We start from the raw sequence: 22,206 nt of genomic DNA on the forward strand, positions 1-22,206 counted from the left end.
TTGCAGAACAATGATTGCCTAAATGCATTGTTGTGTAAAGAGATCTACCACCCATTTGCATTAACGTTTATTTTCAAGATCTAATAGTAAAGATGTAGTTAAAAGGGGATATTTTACTTTTTGATATATTTATCAAAAAGTAAGGGTGTATATGGGGATAAATGAAGTTTTAATGATATTTACATTAGCTTACCAATAACCAAACACCGACGCCCATCATTAACGTGCCCGCCACACGGTTCATTAATCGAACATTCTTTGATTGTCCTAATAGGCGTTTAAGCCCTTTACCACCAGTCGCGTACAGAGACATACACAGGAATTCAAACAACAAGATAATGGAAACCAGTAGCGTTAGTTGTGGTGTGAGTGCGGCATTTTGGTTGATAAAAGGCGGAAGAAGGGAAATCATAAATGCCCAACCTTTGGGGTTGGCAATCGCGGTCATGAAGCCTTGAAAGACGAGGTTCCAATTTCCTTGCGGCAGTGTGTCAGTGTTTTCGAGGTTGAGCGCCAATTTACCCCGTGAACGCCACATCTCCACGCCGAGATAGAATAGATAGCTACCACCCACCAGTTTCAGCACAACAAAGAGCCAAGGATAATTCAGCATCACAGCAGCAATACCCAAAACCGCGGAAACAGACACCAAGCTACACCTGCCAGCTCACCAATCATCATCCACAAGGTTCTGCGGTAGCCGATGCTCATTCCTAGCGTTAACGCTAATGTCATGCACATCCCCGGAGTGATGGAAACAAAGAAAAAGGTTGGGACAAACATACTTAGCATGGTGATATTCATATTATTAATCGTTCGTTAATTTATGGATAGTTCACAAAGATAGTGCAAAGTCTTCTTTGGTGCTACTGATAAGTTCAGGTCATTTCACATTATATATTCCTGCATGGCTTTGGCACTTACCGCTATTATTCAATACAGGTCCGTATTAATGGAAAAGCATACCTTGCGATTAACTTAGGTTCTTATCGAGCTTATTTATGTGATTGCAACGCTATTTTTTACCAACACCAAAACCTATATTGAAGATTAATTTTAGCCATAAAATATGTGGGGGGAAGAATGAAACTGGGCGTGATAGGTTTAGGTGGTATTTTTGAGGTTGCGTATTATCCGGCACTACAGCAGATACAGCCATCTGATCTGACGCTGTACGGGTATGACCCTGATCCTCAGCGCCAATTCGCAGGAATGATCCATTGTGAAAGTTTAGAGGAGCTGTTAGCTCTCCCATTAGATACCGTGTTGATCTTAACCCCTCCTGAACTGCACTTGGCAATGATACAAACTTGTTTATCTGAATCCCAGTGCCAACGAATCTTGGTCGAAAAGCCTGTTGTCGCGAGTTTGGCGCAAGTGGCAGAACTGAAACTTCTGCTGAGCTACCCTAAGCGTGCTCAGCGTGTGTTAGCATTAGATCATTGGATGTGCCGCGATGGGGTGCAACGCCTGTTTACCTCTGGCGTCGAGCAACGTGAGAATTCTTCGCAGCTGTGGCAGCCACTGCAGCCTGTTGATGGCTCGATACCGCCGATAAACTTGGCTCAAATTACGAAAGTTGAGGCTTTCTTACTGGAGCAAAGTGGCTTTAACGAGCAAGGTGAGCCAGTCGCACTTAACTTTGCCACCGGTGAAGTGGATAAACGCCAGTTTCAGCACCCAGATGGTGTTATTTTAGACATCGGTACACACGTTCTTACTATGATGAGGGAGATGCTGGCACGGTTTGGTGTGACGGATACAACGCTTAGTCTGCAAGTCGAGTTAGCTGAAGATCGCTTAGGTCAAGCCATCGCGGTGGGTGATGTGACTAGCGCGGAAGGTCATGCGAGCCTAAGTGGTTTTTGTGGCGCTATCCCAATCAGCTTGGAACTCAATAAGTACGCGGGCCTGTTAGGTGGCCAAAAAGGCTTTAACCTTTATCTCGATGATGGGCGCGTGATCAGTCTGGATCGCAGTGGTGATGATGATGTTATTACAATCATTAACCATCAGCAACGTCTTCAATGGCAACGTCAAGGCGCATTGTATCTACATTGTGTGAGAGATGTTGTTTTAAACCTAGACTTGACGGGCGATTCGTTCAAAGCGATCACACAACGCCGAATAGAAGAAGTGGAAAGCCTCCTTTTGCTGCAACAGAGCTTACGTGGCATTCATTAGCCTTACATCAATCCTTCGCGTGTAGCGTTGAAAATAAAAGCGGCGCATCTTGATGGCCGCTTTTGATGATTAAGAAAAGCATATAATGCATACGCTTCGTTAAACTATATGTTTTTATCCTTTCCCAGTGACAATAGCCACAGAGAAACTGCAGCAACACCAACAAAACCAGAAAGTATAATCACTGGCATTGCGCTATAGCCAAGGATATGCCAAATCACAGATTCTAATGTACTCACGTGTTGTCTCCTTATTGCCAGCCTTCTACGCCGTGCATGTCAGGCAGCTTATGCGCGATACCTTTGTGGCAATCGACACAAGTTTTATCACCTGAAGCCAGCGCAGTCGAATGTTGTTCTGCTGCACGAGAGCCTTGTTGCGAGTAATCCATAAAATCAAACTCGTGGCAGTTACGGCACTCTAACGAATCGTTTTTCTTCATTCGGGCCCATTCACGCTCTGCTAGATGACCACGGCGTTCTTGGAATTTTTCAGGCGTATCGATGGTCCGTAGCACATAGTGAGCAAATAACTCTTTTGAAGCCTGAACTTTACGAACAATCTTATCAGTCCATTCATGAGGAACGTGGCAGTCTGAACAGATTGCTCGTACACCAGAGCGGTTAGAGTAATGGATGGTCTCTTTGATTTCAGCCACGATTGGCGCGTGACACCCAGAACAGAATTCTTCGGTATTGGTGGCTTCCATTCCCGTGTTAAATGCGCCCCAGAACAATAGGCCGCCAGCGAAACCAAGGAATAAAACCACGCCAGCTGCCGCTTTGCTTGGACTCTTCAGTCGTTTCCAAAACGCTTTAAGTATTTTCATAAGTAACCTCTTAGCACTCGCGTTTCAATTACTGAAGCGAATCGACAGCTTCGAACTTGTTTTCCACTAATGGCGTTGCATTGGTTTGTGGAACATGGCATTGCAAACAGAAGTAGCGACGAGGAGACACATCGGCAAGTACCGCGTCTTGACGGTTTACATAGTGTGTGACGCTAATCTTAGTGGCACCTGATTCTTTGGCGTTTTTCCAACTATGACAAGCAAGACACTTGTTTGCATTTAACGACACTTCATAGTTACGAATACTATGAGGGATCAAAGGAGGTTGATAAACAAAGCTGTCCTCAACGATTTGATCTTTCGGGAAATCTTTGAACTCATCCGCAGGGCGTGTTTCTTCGAGTTGCGACATACCACGTAAAGATTCTAACCCACCCGTACCACCTGGATTATCTAACTCTGCTTGTGCAATGCCTGTCATTAAAGCACCTACAGATAAAAGTGCGACAAGTAATTTTTTCATCATTTCTTCTCCGCCTTTATGGCTTAAATTCTTTTTTAGGCCGCCCTGTGGACGGCCGTTTTATTCGATATTTGAAGAGTTAAGCGACCTTAGTGATTTTGACCGGACACTTCTTAAAGTCTGTCTGTTTTGACAGTGGGTCAGTCGCATCAAGGATCAACTTGTTAATCAAAATACGAGCATCAAAGAATGGTACGAATACCAAGCCTTTTGGTGGACGGTTGCGTCCGCGAGTTTCAACACGCACTCGGACTTCACCTCGTTTATTGGCAATCAGCACTTCTTCTCCACGACGAACGTTGCGTGCTTTAGCGTCATCTGGGTGCATGTAACAAACCGCATCTGGTACCGCTTTGTAGAGCTCAGGAACACGACGAGTCATGGTGCCAGTGTGCCAGTGTTCGAGCACCCGGCCTGTACATAGCCATAGGTCGTGCTCCGCATCTGGTGTCTCTGGTGGCGCTTCGTATGGTGCTGAGATAATCTTCGCTTTGCCATCTGCGTTGCCGTAGAAATCCCATCCAGAACCCGCTTTAGCGTATGGATCTGAGCCCTCTTTAAAGCGCCATTGCGTTTCTTTGCCATCAACAACTGGCCAGCGAAGACCACGTACGGTGTGGTATACATCGTAAGGGGCTAAATCGTGACCATGACCACGGCCAAACGATGCGTATTCTTCAAACAAGCCTTTTTGAACATAGAAGCCGAAGTGGTGAGCATCGTCGTTGAGCTCACGTGCTTCTTCGATTGGGAACTTGTCGACTTGACCGTTCTTAAACAGTACGTCGAACATCGTTTTGCCACGATATTCAGGTGCTTTTTCCAGCAACTCTTCTGGCCATACTTCTTCCATTTTGAAACGTTTTGCGAATTCCATTACCTGCCAAGAGTCCGATTTTGCTTCGCCAAATGTTTTCACTTGTTGGTACCAAGCTTGGGTGCGGCGCTCAGCATTGCCGTAAGCGCCTTCTTTTTCTATCCACATTGCTGTTGGTAGCACTAAGTCCGCTGCTTGCGCAGTCGCGGTAGGGTATGGGTCTGACACCACTATGAAGTTTTCCGGATTACGGTAACCAGGAAGACGCTCAGTGTTGATGTTCGGGCCTGCTTGCATGTTGTTGTTACATTGAACCCAGTAACAGTTCAAAACACCATCATGCAACATGCGGTCTTGCAGTACGGCATGGAAGCCCGGTTTTGGTGGAATCGTTCCTTCTGGCAATTTCCAAATTTTCTCTGCGATCGCACGGTGTTTAGGGTTCGCAACGACCATATCTGCTGGTAGGCGGTGCGAAAAGGTACCTACTTCACGCGCTGTGCCACAAGCCGAAGGTTGACCTGTAAGAGAGAATGGACTGTTACCCGGAGTGGAAATTTTACCCGTCAGTAAGTGGATGTTGTAAACTAAGTTGTTCATCCACACGCCACGAGTATGCTGGTTCATGCCCATTGTCCAAAGCGACATCACTTTGATGTTTGGATCCGCATACTGTTTCGCCAGTTCGATCAGTTTCTCTGGCTCAACACCTGAAATTTCAGAGGCTTTTTCTACTGTGTAAGGCGCAACTGACTGTTTGTATTCCTCAAAAGAGATAGAAGTCAGTTTGCCCGAATTTGGGTTCTTCGCTGCTTTTTGTAGCGGGTCATCATCACGAAGGCCGTAACCGATGTCAGTATCTGTTTGGGTAAAGTTAGTATGCTTGTTTACGAACTCCCAGTTGACGGCGTCGTTCTCGATAATGTAATTAGCGATGAAGTTAGCAATCGCAAGGTCAGATTGTGGTTTGAAAATGTATCCTGTGTCGGCCAACTCAAACGAACGATGGTAGTAGGTGGATAAAACGTTCACTTTAACATGCGGATGACTTAAGCGGCGGTCAGTGACACGAGTCCATAGCACCGGGTGCATCTCTGCCATGTTTGAACCCCACAGCACAAATGCGTCTGCGTTTTCAAAGTCGTCGTAACAACCCATCGGTTCGTCAATACCAAATGCGCGCATAAAACCACCAACTGCTGATGCCATGCAGTGGCGCGCGTTCGGATCGATATTGTTTGAGCGGAAGCCCGCCTTCATCAATTTAGAGGCCGCATAACCTTCCATGACGGTCCATTGTCCAGAGCCAAACATTCCAACACTGGTTGGGCCTTTTTTCTCAAGTGACGCTTTCCATTTTTCTGCCATGATGTCGAAAGCGTCATCCCAAGAAATAGGAGTGAACTCGCCATCTTTATGGAATTTGCCGTCTTTCATTCGTAGTAAAGGCTGCGTCAAGCGATCTTTACCGTACATGATTTTCGATAAGAAATAGCCTTTTATACAGTTCAGCCCCTTGTTTACAGGCGCTTCTGGATCACCTTGCGTCGCAACCACTTTGCCATTTTGTGTACCAACAAGAACAGAGCAGCCAGTACCGCAAAAACGACAAGGCGCCTTATCCCATGTGATTTTGGTTTGGTCTGAGCTGGCAATCAGGTTGGTAGCCGAGGCCGGTAAGGTAATACCTGCGACAGCCGCAGCTGATGCAGCTGCGTTTGCTTTCACAAACGCACGTCTTGTCATTTTCATACTTCACCCTCTATTTGGGAATGTTTTGTTCCAGTGTCTTTTAGGTTTGCTTCTTCTTGCTCGGATTCGATTTGGTGATAGACCAAAACTGTACTCAAGACATTCGGTAAATTATTAATCGCATCAATGGTGCTGGTGATGAAACCTTGGTTCTTAGTTTCCAGTACCACGACGATTTTTCCTTCTGGGCTGTCACCATAGATCTCTGCGTTTTCATATGCTTCGATCTGGCGCTTCACCTCATCTAGATGTTCCGGCAGTACATGAACTACTAAGCTTGAAATATGCACTTCATTTAGTGACATATGGCTCTCTCATTTATTTTTCTGTGCCTAAGCTTATTGTTTAGGCTTGTGTATTGCTCACATTGATGGACGATGTAGGGCAAACGGAAACGCAGGCGCCGCAGCCGTTGCATTCATCAATATTGATAATTGGTTGTGCTACTTTGCCGAGTTCTAATTTGAACTGGATTGCCATTGGGTCGCACATATCCCCACAACTTCTGCATTCGACATTATTCTGTGCCAGACAGGTTTCATTTATTTCTGCTTTCGCTTGCCAAGGCACTTCAGTTTTGGGTGAAAATAATGACTCTGGGCATGAATCCGCACATTGATAACAAAACGTGCATTCATCGATAGAAAAATCGACCGCAGGAAAGCCACCATCACTTTTGGTGATTATGTTGGTTTCACAGGCATCGATACATCGTCCACAACGAGTGCAGGCGTCCGTAAATTCCGCAGGTCTAACTAACCAAGGCAGGCGCACTGCGCTGTTGGTGGTTTTTATTGCAAACAATCGTCTTCTAGAAAGGTTGACCATTTTGTTCCCTTGACCCGCATGGTTTCCTCTATGTTTGAACTTTAATGAGTATAGACCACGCTTAATTTTCATAAATCCACATGAAACTTAATGAAATTTTAGTTTTTGTCTTATTTGTATAAATACCCCTTAGGAGGTAAATGGCCCGCTATATTGTTTTGGATCAATAAATTCAGATCGATGTGATCACATATTGATAAAGTTTCGAGGTCGTGAGTTCATTACATAAGTAAAGTCACAATGAAAAGAATAGTAGGGAGCTCAGGGTGTTTAGAAATATAAGGAAATCTGTAACGCACACGATAGCGTCTGCAATGGTCGTGATTCTATTCCTCTCCGTCGCGACCGTGGGTTTTGCGATTTTTACTTTGGCATCCAGTCTCAATGACGCTGAGGCGGTGAATGTTTCTGGTTCAATGCGGATGCAAAGCTACCGATTGGCCTATGATATTTACACTCAGTCTGTTGATTACTCTTCACATATTGACACATTTGAACACTCAATTTATTCACCCAGTATGAAGTCCCTTCAACATTGGACAGTCCCTGAGGATATTACTCAGGATTACCACCGTTTAATTGAGCGGTGGCAGGCGTTAAAGCAAGTTCTTAAAGGGGATGACCCAGGCCAATATCAGCAATTAGTCGCAGGGTTCGTGGAGCAAATCGATGGGTTTGTTTTTAAATTGCAAAACTACTCAGAGCAAAAGCTAATTAATCTTGCCTGGGTCGGTGGTTTAGGACTTGGCGGGATCTTGTTTGCCAGTTTGTTTGTTGTGCACTTTGTTAGAAGAGAAGTTGTCCGGCCATTAAAAGCGCTGGTGTTTGCCAGTGAGCAAATTCAGAACCGTACATTCAATATTTCGTTAGATGTTCAAAGCGATAACGAAATGGGGATCCTGACCAAAACGTTTAATCGAATGGCCACCGATCTGGGTAAGTTATACCGAGGTCTAGAGCAAGCCGTAGATGAAAAAACGCGGAAGTTACAGCAAGCGAATCAAACTCTTGAAGTTCTATATAACTCATCCACCGAACTCGCCGCATCTCGCATAAGCCAAGATAACTTTCAAGCCATTTTGCAGCACATTGCAAGCCTTGAAGGGATAAAAGCGGTGAAATTAGAAATTGAACAACTAGGGGAGCCTAACTGGATTCTCACTGAGGGAGAGGAGTGTTGCGCCGAATGCGATGATGAGTGCCATGCAAATCCAATGACATTAGATGGTGAGCATTTAGGCTACCTGTACTGGAAAGCTGGATTACCGTGTCCGGATGAAACGCTAATTGGCAACTTTGTGCAGATTCTGTCTCGGGCGGTGTACTACAATCGAGCGCAGCGGCAAGCTGAGCAGATCTTATTAATGGAAGAGAGGGCGACCATTGCCCGCGAATTACATGACTCGCTTGCGCAAGCGCTCTCTTACTTGAAAATTCAGGTAACCTTGCTTAAAAGAAGCGTGAAGCGATTGCCGGATGGAACCGCAATACAGCAAGCGAATTCAGTCATTGATGAACTGGATACTGGGCTTTCAGCCGCTTACACTCAGCTTCGCGAGTTATTAACGACATTCCGTTTAACCATAAAAGAAGGCAGTTTTGGGCAGGCACTACATGAAATGGTGAACAATCTTAGTGAACAAACGCCCGCGCAAATAGTATTAGACAACCAATTGTCCTCGACGGAGTTAGATGCGCATCAGCAAGTGCATTTACTGCAATTGATCCGTGAGGCCGTCGTCAATGCAATGAAGCATGCCCAAGCCACAAAAATTCAAATACAATGTGTCGATAACAACGGACATGTGAGGGTGAGCATTGAGGATGATGGTATTGGTTTTGCCCATCAAGAGAATAAAATAAATCATTATGGTATGAGCATAATGCAAGAACGTGCAGAGCGATTACAGGCCAACCTAGAGATTGCTGCATCAACAAACAACGGTTGTGTCGTAAAACTTGAATTCATGAATAATAAGGGGCCAAACAGTGACAGTGTGTAAAGTAATGCTAGTAGATGATCATCCTTTGATGCGACGTGGGATCCATCAGCTATTAAGTTTCGAACCTCTGTTTGAAGTCGTCGCAGAAGTGAGCAATGGAGCCGATGCTGTTGCAAAAGCGCACGAGACTGATTTAGACCTGATACTGCTAGATCTTAATATGAAAGGAATGTCCGGTTTGGATACGCTAAAAGCATTGCGAGCAGATGACTGCGATGCACGTATTGTGATTCTCACTGTGTCAGATAGCCCCGCTGATATTGAATCGATCATTCGTAATGGCGCAGATGGTTATTTGCTTAAAGATACCGAGCCGGACGAGTTAGTTGAGTTGCTGGCTAAAATTCATAACGGTGACAAAGCGTATAGCCGCGAAGTGTTAAAATATATGAATGAGCGTTTGGAGCAAGAAGATGTATTTGATGCGCTGACGGAGCGTGAAACACAAATTCTGCAAGAAGTGGCGAAAGGGTTTCGTAACAAGCAAATTGCAGATCGTCTTTTTATCTCTGAATCAACAGTCAAAGTGCATATGAAAAGCTTGTTGAAAAAACTAAAAGTCCCATCGCGCACGGCAGCCACTGTGCTCTATTTAGAGCGTTTTGGAGAGCATAAATAATCTAAAGCGAGGACATAGCGATGGTCAATTTCTTGGAGTGAATATCTGTTTGAGTTCATCGAACAGCCACTGAAAGACGGGGCCATTTGCTCTACCCTTTTTAAACACTAAATCGACAGGTGCATTCCAAGGTTTGTGGTCAAAAGGGACATTCACTTTGTGTAGCTCATTAGTGACGATTAAGTTCTCGACCAAAAATGACGGTAGATAAGCCCAGCCGACTTGTTGTTTGACCAGCTCTAACACACTGTAATGGCTGGAGCTCCACCATACTTTAGGTGCGATGCTAATCAACGCTTGGGACTCGACTTGGGATTTTCCTCTTACGGCCAGTTGACGAAATGGGGTTAAATCAGACTGCAATTGGACACTGATATCGGCTAGAGGGTAGTCAGGGTGGCAAACGGGCAGGAAATCGATACTGCCTACATAGCAAAAGTCGACTTGTTTGATGGCTTCTACTTCCGTGAACATAATGCCGATATCCGCATTACCAGTGGCAACTTCTGCACTGATGTCACCCGATGCGAGGCTGAGAACGTCGATTTGTATGGTTGGAAACTGGGTATCCAAACGCTTGAACAAATTGGCGAGTTGAGCGTTATATACACCATCGTCGATGGCAATCGTTAATTGACTCTCTTCGTTTCTTTCCATGGACTGTGCGATGTCTTCAAACTCATCCGCTTGAGCTAACAGATTTTTAGCACTACGAATCAAACGTTCACCTGCTGGCGTTAACGTTGGGTTTCTCGCTGTGCGATTAAACAGCTCAATACCTAAGTCGATTTCCAACGTATTGATACCATGACTGACCGCAGACTGAACTTTTCCCATCTTTCTAGCGCATGCAGAAAATGACCCTAATTCAGCCGACAGTACAAACATTTTTACTTGTTCCAAGCTTAACATATGAAAAAAATCGATAGTTATTAACTTTTATCTATCATAATAATCGATACGATAACGCGCAAATATTTCTTTTTACGCTGATACCATCCCCTTTAAATTCATTAGCAGTCATTGGCTAGGGTTGGTATCTTTGTTTATCAAATTTGGAGCAATGTATGAGCTGGTTCTACTTATTGTTAGCTGGTATCACGGAAATCGGGTGGCCAGTCGGGTTAAAAGTGGCACAATCTGGAAATAAGGTCTTAGGAATCTCGATGGCGGTTGCGTTTATGGCTATCAGTGGGGCGTTGTTGTTCGCTGCTCAGCGTGAAATCCCAATGGGGACGGCCTATGCGGTTTGGACTGGAATCGGTGCGGCAGGTACATTTCTGGTCGGCGTATTCTTTTATGGCGATCCTACGTCCATGGCTCGGTATATCGGTATTATGTTGATTTTGTTTGGTGTCGTGATGCTAAAGCTGGGGCACTGAACCCTGGACACGTAACACCTCATGCCACTAATAAATGAGCGTGTTTCATCAATCCAAGTTGCGTTGAAATACGCTATAGCCGTGCTGCCTTTGATGGCGTTAGGCAGCATGTGATCTCATTACTTGTCAGGGCGAATAGAATACAAATCAATGTTGTGTTTCCCACACTCTAAATAATACTGATGAGCCTCGTCTTTGTTTTCAGCTACGACTAGCATGCGATGCATTTTGCCTTGCTCAAAATAACGAACTTCATATTCTACTGTTGTATCTAGTTGCTCTGCGGCGATCATCCTTTGCCTCCTGAAACCATTCGTATAAGTTGTATACTCATATTGGCAGCGTTGTCTCGTGTACTAAATAGTGCTTTGCCAGAGATATTAGTCGATAAAAAGGTATACAAATGTCACTCTAGCGTAAGTTTGTTGTCATACCTAAATAACCATAAGACACAGGAGCCGTTAGCGTGGCTTGTTTTTCAGATACGGCGATACTCTAAGTCCAGCATCTTGACGTTATTTCGGTAAATATTAATCCATACGAGTATAGAACTTAAACGATAAAAAAGGGAAGGCAGGGAAGTGGCTAAATTACATGATGTAAATAGTAAAGTTCGTAATATCACTTTACTTGTTGTTGCTCTAACGCTGTTTGGATGCGCCAAGCAGTTCTTTTATAAGAATATAGACTGGTTTGTGATGGATTATATCGATGACTATGTGTCATTAAATCAAGAACAGGAAGCCATGGTTGAAGAAAGGCTGTTGTTATTAACGGATTGGCACAAAAAAGAAGAGCTACCTTTATATGTTGCGCATTTAAAGGAGCTGGAAGTGATAAAACCAAGCGATATTAGTTTAGCATTTTTGAAAAAAAATAGAGAAAGAGGTGTAGAGCATTATGAACGCCTGCTAGAAAAAATTGCTCCTGATCTCTTTTCTTTAAGCATGCAATTGTCTGAAAAGCAACAGCATGAGTTTTTGGATAATGTATTAGATAGATATAAAGAAAGAAATGACAAGTATATTGGTAAAACAGAACAGGAAGTGCGAAGTGTCATTTTGGAAAACACTCAAGATTGGATAAAGGACTTAATCGGAAAGCTAACCCCAGACCAGCGCGAGTATGCGAAGCAGTTTTCTCAGCAGGTGACACTCAATAGTCCGTTATGGCGGAATTATCGTGCCTCTGTATACCAGGAGCTTGAATATCTGTTCGAGAATAAAACTGATAGCATCGTTTATCAAAAAGTATTTATGCAGATTTTGTTTGAACCTGAGCTTTATTATAGTGAACAGCTATCGGAAAATATTGAACGTAACTTGGCTTTAGTCGATCAACTTACGTTGCAAATTTCCCAGTCGATGGATGAAAACCAATGGCAACATTTCCATGAGCAGGTTAGAGAGTGGCGCGTATTAGCTGAAGATATGATGGAGTAACTGATAGCAACATTTTTAAACTCATCAATGAACCCTATTTTTTGAGAAAAGAATGATTCAAAGCAAATTCTTACAACTGGAAGGGCGTAGCATAGCGAAAGAGTAAGTCAGTGGTGAGCCATTCAGTCACCGCCTAAAACAACGAGAATAAATATGAAGCATTTAGTTGATAGATTTCTTCGCTACGTCACGTTTGATACCCAATCAAATCCTCAAGTAACAGATTGTCCCAGCAGTTATGGTCAACTTGTATTTGCCGAGCAACTAAAGAAAGAGATGATTGAACTTGGCTTAAGCAATGTGACGCTGAGTGAGCATGGCTATTTAATGGCTAAGTTACCATCCAACGTGGACTATTCAGTTCCCGCCATTGGCTTTATTGCGCATATGGACACCGCGCCAGATGCGTCCGGTAAAAACGTCAAACCTCAATTTATTGAAGACTATCAGGGAGGGGACATTGCGTTAGGCCTAGGTGATGAAGTGTTGTCCCCTGTTCAATATCCAGACTTACATAATCTGCATGGCCATAATCTAATTACCACAGATGGCACAACACTTCTGGGAGCGGATAACAAAGCGGGTATTGCTGAGATTCTGTCTGCGGTGTCGGTGTTAATCGATAATCCAGAGATTCCTCACGGTGATATTTGTATTGGCTTTACACCAGATGAAGAAATTGGACGTGGTGCCAACTTGTTTGATGTAGATAAATTTGGCGCTAAGTGGGCTTACACTATCGATGGTGGTCCGCAAGGAGAGTTAGAGTACGAAAACTTTAACGCCGCCAATGCAGAAGTGGTTTTCCATGGTGTCAGCGTGCATCCAGGAACCGCCAAAGGCAAAATGGTGAACGCAATGAACCTTGCCGCGAAGTTCCAGGTTCAAATGCCAGCGGATCAAACTCCGGAAACAACAGAAGGTTATGAAGGGTTTTATCACCTTAAATCTGGCGAAATTAGCGTCGCACGCAGTCAATTAGGGTATATCATTCGAGACTTTGACCGCGATGGCCTTGAAAAACGCAAAGCATTTATGAAAAAGCTCGCTGATGAAATGAATGCGGAACTGAAACATGGTTCTGTTGAGTTGAAAATCGCCGATAGCTATTACAACATGCGCGAAATGGTTGAACCACACCCTCATATTATTGAGATCGCAAAACAAGCCATGGAAGCGTGTGATGTTGAACCACTCATAAAGCCTATACGAGGTGGTACTGATGGCGCTAGGTTGTCTTTTATGGGACTACCATGCCCGAATATCTTTACCGGAGGTTTTAACTTTCACGGTATTCATGAGTTTATTTCAGTAGAAATGATGGAAAAGTCAGTACTTGTAATCTGCAAAATCGCTGAACTAACCGCAAAACAGCATCGATAACTTTTTGTGAGAAAGTATCAGAGTAGAGATTGCCGTGCTTACCGCGCAGGTACTCAATAATTTAATTACCCAAGAAGCGTATTGCTACTTGGGTAATTGCATTGGCAATGCTTAAGGATGTGGCTAACGAACCTCTCCACCTTCAATATTGAGTTCATTCAAAGGCAGCCAATCGACCTCAACACCTGCCTGATCAAACATATCTTGGCTTACCTGAATTTTATCTCCCCAGCGAGATAAAAAATCGTCTGATTGCTCGGGGCAGTGAACGTGTGATATGCCTGTTTGGATAATTTTCGCTGCGCAATTCGGGCACGGAAAGTGGGTCACCCATATATCACAGCCATCTAAGTCTCGTTTCGAAAATAGTATCGCATTTTCTTCTGCATGCAGTGTTTTCAGGTATTTCAACTCTCTTTCATCCGTATCAACACTGTCAGAGACGCCGTGCGGGTAACCATTGAAACCAACCGAAACAATGCGGTTTTGTTTGGTGATGACTGCACCCACTTGTGTCGATGGGTCTTTACTCCATGACGCAACCAATTCTGCCATTTGGTAAAAACGTTTCGCCCATTTAGAAATCATGTTTATCCTCTCGGTCGAAGTCTTTGAACTACCTGAATGATAACCTATTTAATGTTAAAACATAATGCCCTCTGAATTCTGCATCTTGAAGTCATTTGGGTATAGCAATACTCAACTGATGAGAAAAAGCCCAAAGCATGAACTGAACCTCAATAAAGAGACAGTAATGGTTCGGGCTTTCTTACTCTTTAATGAGCGAGGTAGCTCTGCTATTTACTGATTAGCACTGGTTTTAAACTCTGCCACAGCTTCGTCCATATCATGGGCTTGTGTAGAAACAGAGTCCACTTCATGCAAGCATTCTTGAGCGGATTGCATGTTGTTTTCTGAAATAACGTTCAACTCGGTAATGGATTCGCTGACTTGATTCATGACGATGCCTTGTTCTTCAATTGCTGAAGCAATACGCTCTGAGTTACCTTGAATCGCATTCATGTCGTTGATAATTTGCTGCAAACTCGCATCCAGTTGTTCTGAAGCGCTCAATGTTTGCTGTCCTTGATCGTTACACAAGTCAATATCAGTGACAACCGTCGACATTTGATACTGAATATCAACGACGACTCGAGTAATTTCTTCGGTCGATTGATGGGTACGGCTCGCTAAGGCTCGAACTTCATCGGCAACGACGGCAAAACCTCGACCTTGTTCTCCGGCACGCGCTGCTTCAATAGCGGCATTCAGTGCGAGCAAATTGGTCTGTTCTGCGATCTCTTGGATAATATTCACCGCGCCGCCAATTTTAGCTACGTGCTGATTTAAAGCGCTGATCGATTGCTGACTGTTTGACAGGCGATGGCTCAATTGACCGATGTTTGTCACTGTATCTTCAACCACATTTCGTCCCTGCTGGGCATTGTTTGCGGCGTGATGAACGCCTTCCACTGCGACCGATGTACTTTGTGAAATTTCTGCGATAGTTGCCACCATTTGCTGTACGGCCGTTGCCATTGACGAAGTGTGATCGGTTTGTGCGTGGAACTGCTCTATCACGCCCTCAAGTTCTCGATGCATATTGTCAGTGCTTGAGGTCAATTGCGTCGATTTATCTTGAGTATTTTGTATGAGTCGCTCTAGCTTATCGAGAAGATCATTCAAATGATGACTGATATCATACAGCTCGTCTTTACCAGATAGCGTCGATCGCGCGCTGATATCGTTCGTTTCACTGATGCTTTTGATGGTCGCCAGCAAGCGACTCACACGTGTATTGATTGAACGAGAAATCTGCCAAATTAAGGCGATAAGAACAACCAGTACGACAGCGGTGATGGTTTGTTTTATCACCCCTGTTTGGGTCTCACGTTGCTCTAATTCTGAGCTGATTGCGTTAGAAAACGCGTTAAATTGTTCTTCTATTGTGTGTGATAAGTTACGTGTCTCGCCTAGCAAGCCTTGATTATAGGCAAGACCAATGGTTTGTTTTTGCTCGGCAAGCTGTTGACCAATACTCAACAAGTTTGGAGCATTGAGACCATAGATTAAGCTAGCGTCAAACTTACCTTCTTTGATAGCCGAATCAAAGTAAGTCAGCAACGATGTCTGTTCTTGGTTGGCATTCCGTTTGGTTCTTAATAATTGTTTCTCATACTGTCCAAGCAAGCCACTCTTGTTGTTGAGACCGTATTGTTGGTATGCATTTACCAATGTTTGGAAACCCGCTTGATAAGACAGTAAATCTTGTTTGAGTTGTTGGCTTGATGGAAGATCATAGCGAGTCAATATGTCAGCAAGTTCACTTTCAGTATCCGCAAATTTCTCTGTATTACCATTGAATGTATCCAAATATTTCGTGTCTTTGCGAAGTAAAAAATCTTTTTCGTTACGGCGCAAGTTCAGTAAACGAATTTCCAAATCACCGACAAGTTTCACCGCGCGATTCAGTTCTTCCGTTTGGTTGGCAAAATAAGACGAAGTGCCCAAAAGAGTCACAATGCCTAAAATGGCGATAGCTCCAAGGAAATAGAGTTTTTGCCTAATGGTCATACTATTGCTTCCTAAGTCGGGGGACTGTATTGCCAGCTCAACTCATTGAACAAAGTGAACTTTGAACTCTGAGGCCGGCATTTTCCTATAACTGCAATTTTTTACGTTGCTGTTTTTTTTCACCTTGCTTGTTTTTATGATCAAGTCTTCGGCGTTGAGAAGCGCGGGTTGGTTTTGTTTTTATACGCTTCTTATGCTGTACAACGGCTGCAACGATGATTTCTCTCAATCGATTCAGTGCGTCTTCTTTGTTTTGTTCTTGCGTTCGGAATTGTTGCGCTTTGATAATAATCACTCCGTCTTTAGATATCCGACTGTCTGACAAAGCGAGTAATCGCTCTTTGTAGAACGCAGGCAAAGTGGAGCGCGAAATGTCAAAGCGCAAGTGTATTGCAGACGCTACTTTATTAACGTTTTGCCCACCATTTCCTTGAGCTCTTATCGGAGATAATTGGATTTCCCATTCGGAAAGTGTGATCGAGTTCGAAATTTTTAGCATAGTAGATGATTGCCGATAAGAACGGATGAAAGAGCTGATAAATTAACACTACAAACGTAGAAAAAGAAGAATAGACATGAGTACGATTGATTTTAGGCCTTACGAAGGATTCATCTTTGATATGGATGGCACTTTACTTGATACCATGCCGGCACATCTTGCGGCTTGGCAAGCGACTGCTGACCGATTCGATTTTCCTTTTTCTCAAGATTGGCTACACAGTTTAGGTGGTATGCCAAGCTTTAAAATTGTTGGTGAAATAAACCGGTTGCACGATCTCTCTCTAGATCCTAAAACTGTCGCAAAATATAAAATGGAAACCTTTGCTGCGATGGAATTGCACGGTGACATCATTGAATGCACACACTCTGTATTGGAAGAATATCTGGGGCAGAAAAAAATCGCGGTGGGGACGGGAAGCCAACGTGATAGTGCTATACGCTTGTTGAGTCACTCTAGGATTTTAGACAAATTGGACGCAGTGGTAACTGCAACCGATGTGAAGAATCATAAACCTTTTCCTGATACGTTTTTGCTGGCCGCAGAGCAGTTGGGTATAGAAGCTTCGGCGTGTTTAGTATTTGAAGACACGGATCTCGGTAAGCGTGCTGCGCATGCTGCAGGTATGGATTGTGTGATGGTTCAGGGGGACGATTTGGTTTTGTATCCTAAGCCATAACATAGCCAAATAATCATCTTCTTCCAGAGTTTTCAACTGACTAATCAGTCATAAAAAACAGTCATAAAAAAGGGGTGCGATGCACCCCTGAACGTAAAATACTAATTTTTTACTTCGTGCGGATTATGGTTGAACCATTTCCATTGTTTCGTATTCGAACTCAGGAATCACGACTTCAACACGACGGTTTTTCTCACGACCTTCTTTTGTGCTGTTGTCTGCGATTGGGTTTTCTTCACCCATACCAGAAACTGTGAAACGGTCGCTGCTAATGCCAGAAGCCATTAGGTAATCAGCAACAGATTGAGCACGACGCTCAGACAGTTTTTGGTTGTAAGCTGCTGGGCCAGAAGTATCTGTGTAACCAGTCACTTCAACTTGAGCTTGTGGGTATTCGTTTAGGAACGCAACCACATTGTCAAGACGCTCTTTAACCGTTTCTGTTAGCTTAGCACTGTCAAATTCGAATGTACCTGTGCCGTACTCTTCTTTGTGCGTTTGCATAACAGCAACTGGTTGTGGCTCTGGCTCAACCACTTCTTCTACAACTGGAGCAACAACTGGCGCTGCCGCGAATGTGTAGTTAACACCTAGACCGAAGAAGTTTGCATCCATATCGTCCCAAACGTCATCAGACATGTCTTGGTAACGTTGGTACTCTGCACGCAGACTCCAGTTGTCGTTAAGCGCGTATTCAGCACCTAGTGAGCCTGTGCCAACGAAGTCTTTTTCGCTACCAGACATCATGTAAGCACCACCCAACTTAGCAAACAAGTTGAAAGAGTCAGTTAAATGCAAGTTGAATTTTGGCGCAAGCGTCATCGCCCATAGGTCGCCATCAATAGTATTAGCCGTGTTTGGACCTGATTTGAAATTGGCCTCGTAATCACCTAGGTAATCAACACCGTATTCGAGAGCAATGAAGTCGGTGAAGTTATAACCAACGTGCACACCAGCGGCAAAAGCGTCATCATCACAAGGGCTGTTTAGATAGCAAGCATCATCAAGTGTGCTCATGCCTGCTTTACCCCCGACGTACATTTCAGCCTGAGCAGTATTTAAAAGAACGCTACCACTAGCCACCACTGCTGCTACTGCAATTGCTACTTTGTTCATAATGTTTCCTTGTATTGATTGCATATTAATTTATATGTTTTACAGTCAAAAATTGAGAAAAAACTAGTATTTATAAGAAATTAGTTTAATAGTTGTTTCGCTTAACATCAAGCTGCATTAGTCTTTTACTAAATATCCTCCAGTTTGTCACTAAATATGCTTGCATTCCCTAAACTCCTTACAAACTTCTGATATTTCTTACATTGTAGACAAGATTTTTAAGTGTATAAAAAAATCTCTAATTAATTTGAACTTGTAGCCAATTTTGTAAGTGTAAATTAATGTTTACAATGTGCTTAAAAGTTAACGCATGCCGTTTGTTTGCTTTTTTTTGTAAAAAGTGTTTGCAACGCTGCGTGTAAGTCGATAAGTTACACCAATCAATAGAAAAAGATGAACCCAGAGCCCTTGCTGCTGCTTGCTTTATGAACAATATGGCAGTGAATTCAGTTGGCACTTAAAGGACTGGAAAATAACTAGGATGTAGAAGTAATGTTTCAAACTGATGATGTAAGAATTAATAGAGTTAAAGAGTTATTGCCACCTGTTGCCGTATTAGAGAAGTTTCCTGCGACTGAAACCGCTGCTTCAACGACCTTTGATTGCCGTAACGCCATTCACAATATCTTAGAAGGGAAGGACGATAGATTACTTGTTATCGTTGGCCCTTGTTCGATTCATGATCCTGAAGCTGCTGTGGAATACGGAAAAAAGCTGAAAGTATTACGTGACGAACTGGGTGAACAACTCGAAGTTGTCATGCGCGTCTACTTTGAAAAACCGCGTACAACCGTTGGTTGGAAGGGACTTATCAATGACCCTTACTTAAATGACACCTACAAATTAAATGATGGTCTGCGTATTGGTCGTAAACTTCTGCTAGACCTAACCGATATGGGGTTACCAACCGCGAGCGAATTCCTCGATATGATCACGCCTCAATATGTTGCAGATTTAATTAGCTGGGGGGCTATTGGGGCTCGTACTACCGAATCTCAAGTGCACCGTGAACTGGCGTCTGGTCTATCGTGCCCTGTTGGTTTTAAGAATGGTACTGACGGTAATATCAAAATAGCAAGTGATGCGATTCGTTCTGCGAGCTCATCTCACCATTTTTTATCCGTAACGAAATATGGTCATTCTGCGATTGTAGAAACAGCGGGCAACCCTGACTGTCATATTATTTTGCGCGGTGGTAAAGAACCAAATTACAGCGCCGCACATGTCGCTAAGATCAAAGATGAGTTAGAAGCTTCTAAGTTACCGAAAAAAGTCATGATCGACTTTAGTCACGCGAACAGCTCAAAGCAATTTAAGCGTCAAATGCTTGTTTCTGATGATGTTTCAGAACAAATTTCTGGTGGTGAAGATGCAATTTTTGGTGTGATGATAGAGTCACATCTAGTGGAAGGTCGACAAGATCTTATTGATGGCAAAGCCTCAACTTACGGTCAGTCTATTACCGACGCGTGTATTAACTGGGAAGATACCGAAACTGTCTTACGCCAACTCTCAGACGCAGTAAAAGCGCGTCGTAACCGATAAGTACTACGATACAGACTGTCATATCTCCCAGTGATAGTAAAAGCCCCCAACAGCTTGAAATAAAGTTAATGGGGGCTTTTTTGTGCGCTCTAACAAACATGAAAACTGTCTGTTTTAAAACACACTAGATTTAAAGCCATCTACCGATCAAACAATCCTCCTTTTCTATTAGAGTTAGAGTTAATCAAGTTTACATCTTATTCACAACTTGGTTGTTTTGTGTGTTTCGTCACTCATTTAAATAGCACTTTAGTGTTAAGTGGTTAGATTTCTTGTCGATAAAGTATTAACTTCTTCGACGCAATCGTTTACGACCAATGCTGAGTATTCGATTGAATGATAAAACTATAACAATTAGAGGCAGTGTTGATGTCAGATAGCTCAATAAATAATACCAATGAAACACTTGTAGGAGAGTTTGAAGAACTCGTTTCTACGACAGATTTGCAAGGCGTGATTACTTACTGTAATGAAGCGTTTTGTCGTGTGGCAGAATACAGCTTTGAAGAGTTAGTCGGTCAAAATCATAACCTCGTTCGTCATAGCGATATGCCTAAAGGCGCATTTGGCGACATGTGGGCGCGCTTGAAACAAGGAAAGGCATGGCGCGGTATGGTGAAAAATAGAACCAAATCGGGTGGCTATTATTGGGTTGACGCTTATGTAACGCCAATTTATGAAAATAACCAAATAGTAGGTTATCAATCGGTGCGCGTTAAGCCGAAGCGAGAGTGGGTAGATATTGCCGAGAAAGTCTACAAAAGAATGAGAACTGCCGAAACATCTGGACGCAGTTGGACTTTTAAAGTAAATGACATGTTACGCTATGTCATTCTAATAGGAGCATTGGCCGCGCCGGCCTTAGCTTATGCATTTGGCATAGAAGGTCCTTTCGCTTGGTTGGCGAATCTTATGCCAGCGGGGATCTTAGCATTGTTGTTTCGTCAAGACTTGATCGATACCCCTAAGCAATTGAAGCTGTTACGAAATCAATATGACAGTGTCAGTCGTACCATTTATTCGGGTAATACTGCATTTTCTGTTGCAGATTTTCATATCAAAATGCTGTCAGCTCGAATCCGAACGGTTTTGGGACGTATGACAGACTCCGCGTTACCATTACAAGCGTGTGCAGAAAGCTTGAGCCAAACGACGTCTGAAGTACACACTGCATTGAATCAGCAAAATGAAGATATACAAAGAGTTCGAGATGCGATGCAAGAAGTAGAGTCTTCAGCAAACTCCGCATCCTCCAGCACCAATGATGCTCACGAACTGATTGATGGCACGCTCAACTCGTGCTTAATGGCGAAAGAAACCATAGAGCAAACCAACAACAACTTGGCTCAGTTATCGCGCCAAGCAGAAAAAGCCAAGGAAACCACTTATCATCTCAGCGATCAGGCTCAGAAAGTAAATCATTTGATGGAGGAAATTGGTGGTATTGCCGAACAAACCAATTTGTTAGCTTTAAACGCCGCGATTGAAGCGGCAAGAGCGGGGGAGCAAGGACGAGGCTTCGCCGTGGTTGCCGATGAAGTGCGTGCTCTGTCAGGTAGAACATCGAATGCCACAGAGCAAATTCAAGCGTCGCTTTCTACTATGCTCTCGACGATTCAGAGTTGGCAAAAAGATATCATCGAAAATAAAGATCAAACAGATGCCTGCACTGAGATTGCTGAACAAAGTACACTCCGCTTGTCAGAAGTCGAACAAATGATGCAATCGATGAGTGGCTTGATGATCAACGTGGCACAGACTGCCGATAATCAGCTAAAACTGGCGAGTGATGTAAACTTGCATATTAAATCTATTGCCTCGACTGCGGAACAAAACTTAGCTGCCACACACTCTGTTGAACAAAGCAGTATTGACCTGAAAGAGCAGGTTAACGATTTTTATCAGTTAGCACTCAGGTTTGAGCACAAGTAGACACAATCCGGTTTATGTCGTGATTATATGAAAACCCCCACTGAAAACAGTGGGGGTTTGATGTTTTATACAAACTTTAGAGTGCAAACCTTAGATTAAGCGAGCAGTTCTTTGGCTGTGTTTACAACATTGTCAGTT

Annotated in this window: 21 protein-coding genes and 1 pseudogene; 9 read left to right on the plus strand and 13 right to left on the minus strand. The window is 43.5% G+C overall.

The annotated features are described in order from the left end of the window. Positions 1–184: 184 nt before the first annotated feature. Positions 185–804, minus strand: a pseudogene (locus SU60_RS13465) (LysE family translocator). Positions 805–1,083: 279 nt separating this feature from the next. Here SU60_RS13465 and SU60_RS13470 point away from each other — a divergent pair. After that, positions 1,084–2,184: a Gfo/Idh/MocA family oxidoreductase gene (locus tag SU60_RS13470; protein ID WP_041155950.1), complete on the plus strand. Its 1,101-nt coding sequence runs from the start codon at positions 1,084–1,086 to the stop codon at positions 2,182–2,184. Between the two features lie 104 nt (positions 2,185–2,288). On the opposite strand, the gene SU60_RS21415 is transcribed toward SU60_RS13470, so the two are convergent. The 6 genes from SU60_RS21415 to napF all read right to left on the minus strand — a co-directional run bounded on the left by SU60_RS21415 (position 2,289) and on the right by napF (position 6,894). Continuing rightward, complete coding sequence (locus SU60_RS21415; RefSeq protein WP_084735817.1) at positions 2,289–2,423, minus strand: TIGR02808 family protein; 135 nt, start codon at positions 2,421–2,423, stop codon at positions 2,289–2,291. Between the two features lie 11 nt (positions 2,424–2,434). Continuing rightward, complete coding sequence (locus tag SU60_RS13475; RefSeq protein WP_041155951.1) at positions 2,435–3,013, minus strand: NapC/NirT family cytochrome c; 579 nt, start codon at positions 3,011–3,013, stop codon at positions 2,435–2,437. Positions 3,014–3,041: 28 nt separating this feature from the next. Then, positions 3,042–3,497 carry a nitrate reductase cytochrome c-type subunit gene (locus SU60_RS13480; protein WP_041155987.1) on the minus strand — a complete coding sequence of 152 codons (456 nt, stop codon included), beginning with the start codon at positions 3,495–3,497 and terminating at the stop codon, positions 3,042–3,044. Positions 3,498–3,576: 79 nt separating this feature from the next. Continuing rightward, entirely contained in the window at positions 3,577–6,066 is a 2,490-nt protein-coding gene (gene napA / locus SU60_RS13485) for a periplasmic nitrate reductase subunit alpha (RefSeq protein WP_041155952.1), read from the minus strand. Further along, positions 6,063–6,371, minus strand: a complete 309-nt coding sequence (locus SU60_RS13490) for a chaperone NapD (protein WP_041155953.1) — start codon at positions 6,369–6,371, stop codon at positions 6,063–6,065. Before SU60_RS13490 ends, napA begins: the two co-directional genes overlap by 4 nt. Before the next feature lie 40 nt (positions 6,372–6,411). Then, the gene (gene napF, locus SU60_RS13495) at positions 6,412–6,894 is read right to left on the minus strand and encodes a ferredoxin-type protein NapF (protein ID WP_041155988.1); all 483 of its coding nucleotides are present in this window, start codon (positions 6,892–6,894) and stop codon (positions 6,412–6,414) included. Between the two features lie 266 nt (positions 6,895–7,160). Here napF and narQ point away from each other — a divergent pair, with 266 nt between their 5' ends. Next, complete coding sequence (gene narQ / locus SU60_RS13500) at positions 7,161–8,897, plus strand: nitrate/nitrite two-component system sensor histidine kinase NarQ (RefSeq protein ID WP_041155954.1); 1,737 nt, start codon at positions 7,161–7,163, stop codon at positions 8,895–8,897. Positions 8,898–8,901: 4 nt separating this feature from the next. Then, entirely contained in the window at positions 8,902–9,516 is a 615-nt protein-coding gene (locus SU60_RS13505) for a response regulator (protein WP_041155989.1), read from the plus strand. 24 nt (positions 9,517–9,540) lie between these two features. On the opposite strand, the gene SU60_RS13510 is transcribed toward SU60_RS13505, so the two are convergent. Beyond that, complete coding sequence (locus SU60_RS13510) at positions 9,541–10,428, minus strand: LysR family transcriptional regulator (RefSeq protein WP_041155955.1); 888 nt, start codon at positions 10,426–10,428, stop codon at positions 9,541–9,543. 155 nt (positions 10,429–10,583) lie between these two features. Here SU60_RS13510 and SU60_RS13515 point away from each other — a divergent pair, with 155 nt between their 5' ends. Next, on the plus strand, positions 10,584–10,898 hold the full coding sequence (locus SU60_RS13515; RefSeq protein WP_041155956.1) for a DMT family transporter: 315 nt from the start codon (positions 10,584–10,586) through the stop codon (positions 10,896–10,898). 119 nt (positions 10,899–11,017) lie between these two features. Here the strand turns inward: SU60_RS13515 and SU60_RS13520 are convergent, their stop codons facing one another. Further along, positions 11,018–11,191: a hypothetical protein gene (locus tag SU60_RS13520; RefSeq protein ID WP_041155957.1), complete on the minus strand. Its 174-nt coding sequence runs from the start codon at positions 11,189–11,191 to the stop codon at positions 11,018–11,020. Positions 11,192–11,479: 288 nt separating this feature from the next. Between SU60_RS13520 and SU60_RS13525 the strand changes: the two genes are divergently transcribed. Both SU60_RS13525 and pepT read left to right on the plus strand, forming a co-directional pair. After that, the gene (locus tag SU60_RS13525; protein WP_041155958.1) at positions 11,480–12,340 is read left to right on the plus strand and encodes a DUF6279 family lipoprotein; all 861 of its coding nucleotides are present in this window, start codon (positions 11,480–11,482) and stop codon (positions 12,338–12,340) included. A 153-nt stretch (positions 12,341–12,493) separates the two neighbouring features. After that, positions 12,494–13,723: a peptidase T gene (pepT, locus tag SU60_RS13530; RefSeq protein ID WP_041155959.1), complete on the plus strand. Its 1,230-nt coding sequence runs from the start codon at positions 12,494–12,496 to the stop codon at positions 13,721–13,723. Between the two features lie 123 nt (positions 13,724–13,846). Here pepT and SU60_RS13535 read toward each other — a convergent pair whose 3' ends face one another. The 3 genes from SU60_RS13535 to arfB form a co-directional block, all read right to left on the minus strand. Next, complete coding sequence (locus tag SU60_RS13535) at positions 13,847–14,311, minus strand: dCMP deaminase family protein (RefSeq protein ID WP_041155960.1); 465 nt, start codon at positions 14,309–14,311, stop codon at positions 13,847–13,849. 213 nt (positions 14,312–14,524) lie between these two features. Continuing rightward, positions 14,525–16,297, minus strand: coding sequence for a methyl-accepting chemotaxis protein (locus SU60_RS13540; RefSeq protein WP_041155961.1), 1,773 nt, complete (start codon positions 16,295–16,297; stop codon positions 14,525–14,527). 85 nt (positions 16,298–16,382) lie between these two features. Next, positions 16,383–16,796: an alternative ribosome rescue aminoacyl-tRNA hydrolase ArfB gene (gene arfB / locus SU60_RS13545; protein WP_041155962.1), complete on the minus strand. Its 414-nt coding sequence runs from the start codon at positions 16,794–16,796 to the stop codon at positions 16,383–16,385. Between the two features lie 76 nt (positions 16,797–16,872). Here arfB and SU60_RS13550 point away from each other — a divergent pair, with 76 nt between their 5' ends. Continuing rightward, positions 16,873–17,475 (plus strand): beta-phosphoglucomutase family hydrolase, encoded by a 603-nt coding sequence (locus SU60_RS13550; protein ID WP_041155963.1) that lies wholly within the window; start codon positions 16,873–16,875, stop codon positions 17,473–17,475. A 123-nt stretch (positions 17,476–17,598) separates the two neighbouring features. On the opposite strand, the gene SU60_RS13555 is transcribed toward SU60_RS13550, so the two are convergent. Beyond that, a complete protein-coding gene (locus tag SU60_RS13555; RefSeq protein ID WP_041155964.1) occupies positions 17,599–18,591 on the minus strand; it encodes an OmpA family protein in 993 nt (330 codons plus the stop codon). Positions 18,592–19,083: 492 nt separating this feature from the next. On the opposite strand from SU60_RS13555, the gene aroG reads away from it, so the two are divergent. Continuing rightward, positions 19,084–20,136: a 3-deoxy-7-phosphoheptulonate synthase AroG gene (aroG, locus tag SU60_RS13560; RefSeq protein WP_041155965.1), complete on the plus strand. Its 1,053-nt coding sequence runs from the start codon at positions 19,084–19,086 to the stop codon at positions 20,134–20,136. A gap of 369 nt (positions 20,137–20,505) precedes the next feature. Next, on the plus strand, positions 20,506–22,068 hold the full coding sequence (locus tag SU60_RS13565) for a methyl-accepting chemotaxis protein (RefSeq protein WP_041155966.1): 1,563 nt from the start codon (positions 20,506–20,508) through the stop codon (positions 22,066–22,068). Positions 22,069–22,206 lie beyond the last annotated feature (138 nt).

Origin of the sequence: Vibrio mytili (assembly GCF_000830505.1) — a bacterium.
Taxonomy (GTDB): domain Bacteria; phylum Pseudomonadota; class Gammaproteobacteria; order Enterobacterales; family Vibrionaceae; genus Vibrio; species Vibrio mytili.

What these genes read in the sequence shown, in the direction of transcription:
- arfB (WP_041155962.1), bottom strand. Translation starts at nt 16,796, where the DNA reads ATGCTAAAAATTTCGAACTCGATCACACTTTCCGAATGGGAAATCCAA.
- SU60_RS13555 (WP_041155964.1), bottom strand. Translation starts at nt 18,591, where the DNA reads ATGAACAAAGTAGCAATTGCAGTAGCAGCAGTGGTGGCTAGTGGTAGC.
- SU60_RS13565 (WP_041155966.1), top strand. Translation starts at nt 20,506, where the DNA reads ATGTCAGATAGCTCAATAAATAATACCAATGAAACACTTGTAGGAGAG.
- SU60_RS13550 (WP_041155963.1), top strand. Translation starts at nt 16,873, where the DNA reads ATGAGTACGATTGATTTTAGGCCTTACGAAGGATTCATCTTTGATATG.
- SU60_RS13510 (WP_041155955.1), bottom strand. Translation starts at nt 10,428, where the DNA reads ATGTTAAGCTTGGAACAAGTAAAAATGTTTGTACTGTCGGCTGAATTA.
- SU60_RS13520 (WP_041155957.1), bottom strand. Translation starts at nt 11,191, where the DNA reads ATGATCGCCGCAGAGCAACTAGATACAACAGTAGAATATGAAGTTCGT.
- SU60_RS13475 (WP_041155951.1), bottom strand. Translation starts at nt 3,013, where the DNA reads ATGAAAATACTTAAAGCGTTTTGGAAACGACTGAAGAGTCCAAGCAAA.
- napF (WP_041155988.1), bottom strand. Translation starts at nt 6,894, where the DNA reads ATGGTCAACCTTTCTAGAAGACGATTGTTTGCAATAAAAACCACCAAC.
- napA (WP_041155952.1), bottom strand. Translation starts at nt 6,066, where the DNA reads ATGAAAATGACAAGACGTGCGTTTGTGAAAGCAAACGCAGCTGCATCA.
- SU60_RS13470 (WP_041155950.1), top strand. Translation starts at nt 1,084, where the DNA reads ATGAAACTGGGCGTGATAGGTTTAGGTGGTATTTTTGAGGTTGCGTAT.
- SU60_RS13540 (WP_041155961.1), bottom strand. Translation starts at nt 16,297, where the DNA reads ATGACCATTAGGCAAAAACTCTATTTCCTTGGAGCTATCGCCATTTTA.
- SU60_RS13535 (WP_041155960.1), bottom strand. Translation starts at nt 14,311, where the DNA reads ATGATTTCTAAATGGGCGAAACGTTTTTACCAAATGGCAGAATTGGTT.
- aroG (WP_041155965.1), top strand. Translation starts at nt 19,084, where the DNA reads ATGTTTCAAACTGATGATGTAAGAATTAATAGAGTTAAAGAGTTATTG.
- SU60_RS13505 (WP_041155989.1), top strand. Translation starts at nt 8,902, where the DNA reads ATGCTAGTAGATGATCATCCTTTGATGCGACGTGGGATCCATCAGCTA.
- SU60_RS13515 (WP_041155956.1), top strand. Translation starts at nt 10,584, where the DNA reads ATGAGCTGGTTCTACTTATTGTTAGCTGGTATCACGGAAATCGGGTGG.
- SU60_RS13480 (WP_041155987.1), bottom strand. Translation starts at nt 3,497, where the DNA reads ATGAAAAAATTACTTGTCGCACTTTTATCTGTAGGTGCTTTAATGACA.
- SU60_RS13490 (WP_041155953.1), bottom strand. Translation starts at nt 6,371, where the DNA reads ATGTCACTAAATGAAGTGCATATTTCAAGCTTAGTAGTTCATGTACTG.
- pepT (WP_041155959.1), top strand. Translation starts at nt 12,494, where the DNA reads ATGAAGCATTTAGTTGATAGATTTCTTCGCTACGTCACGTTTGATACC.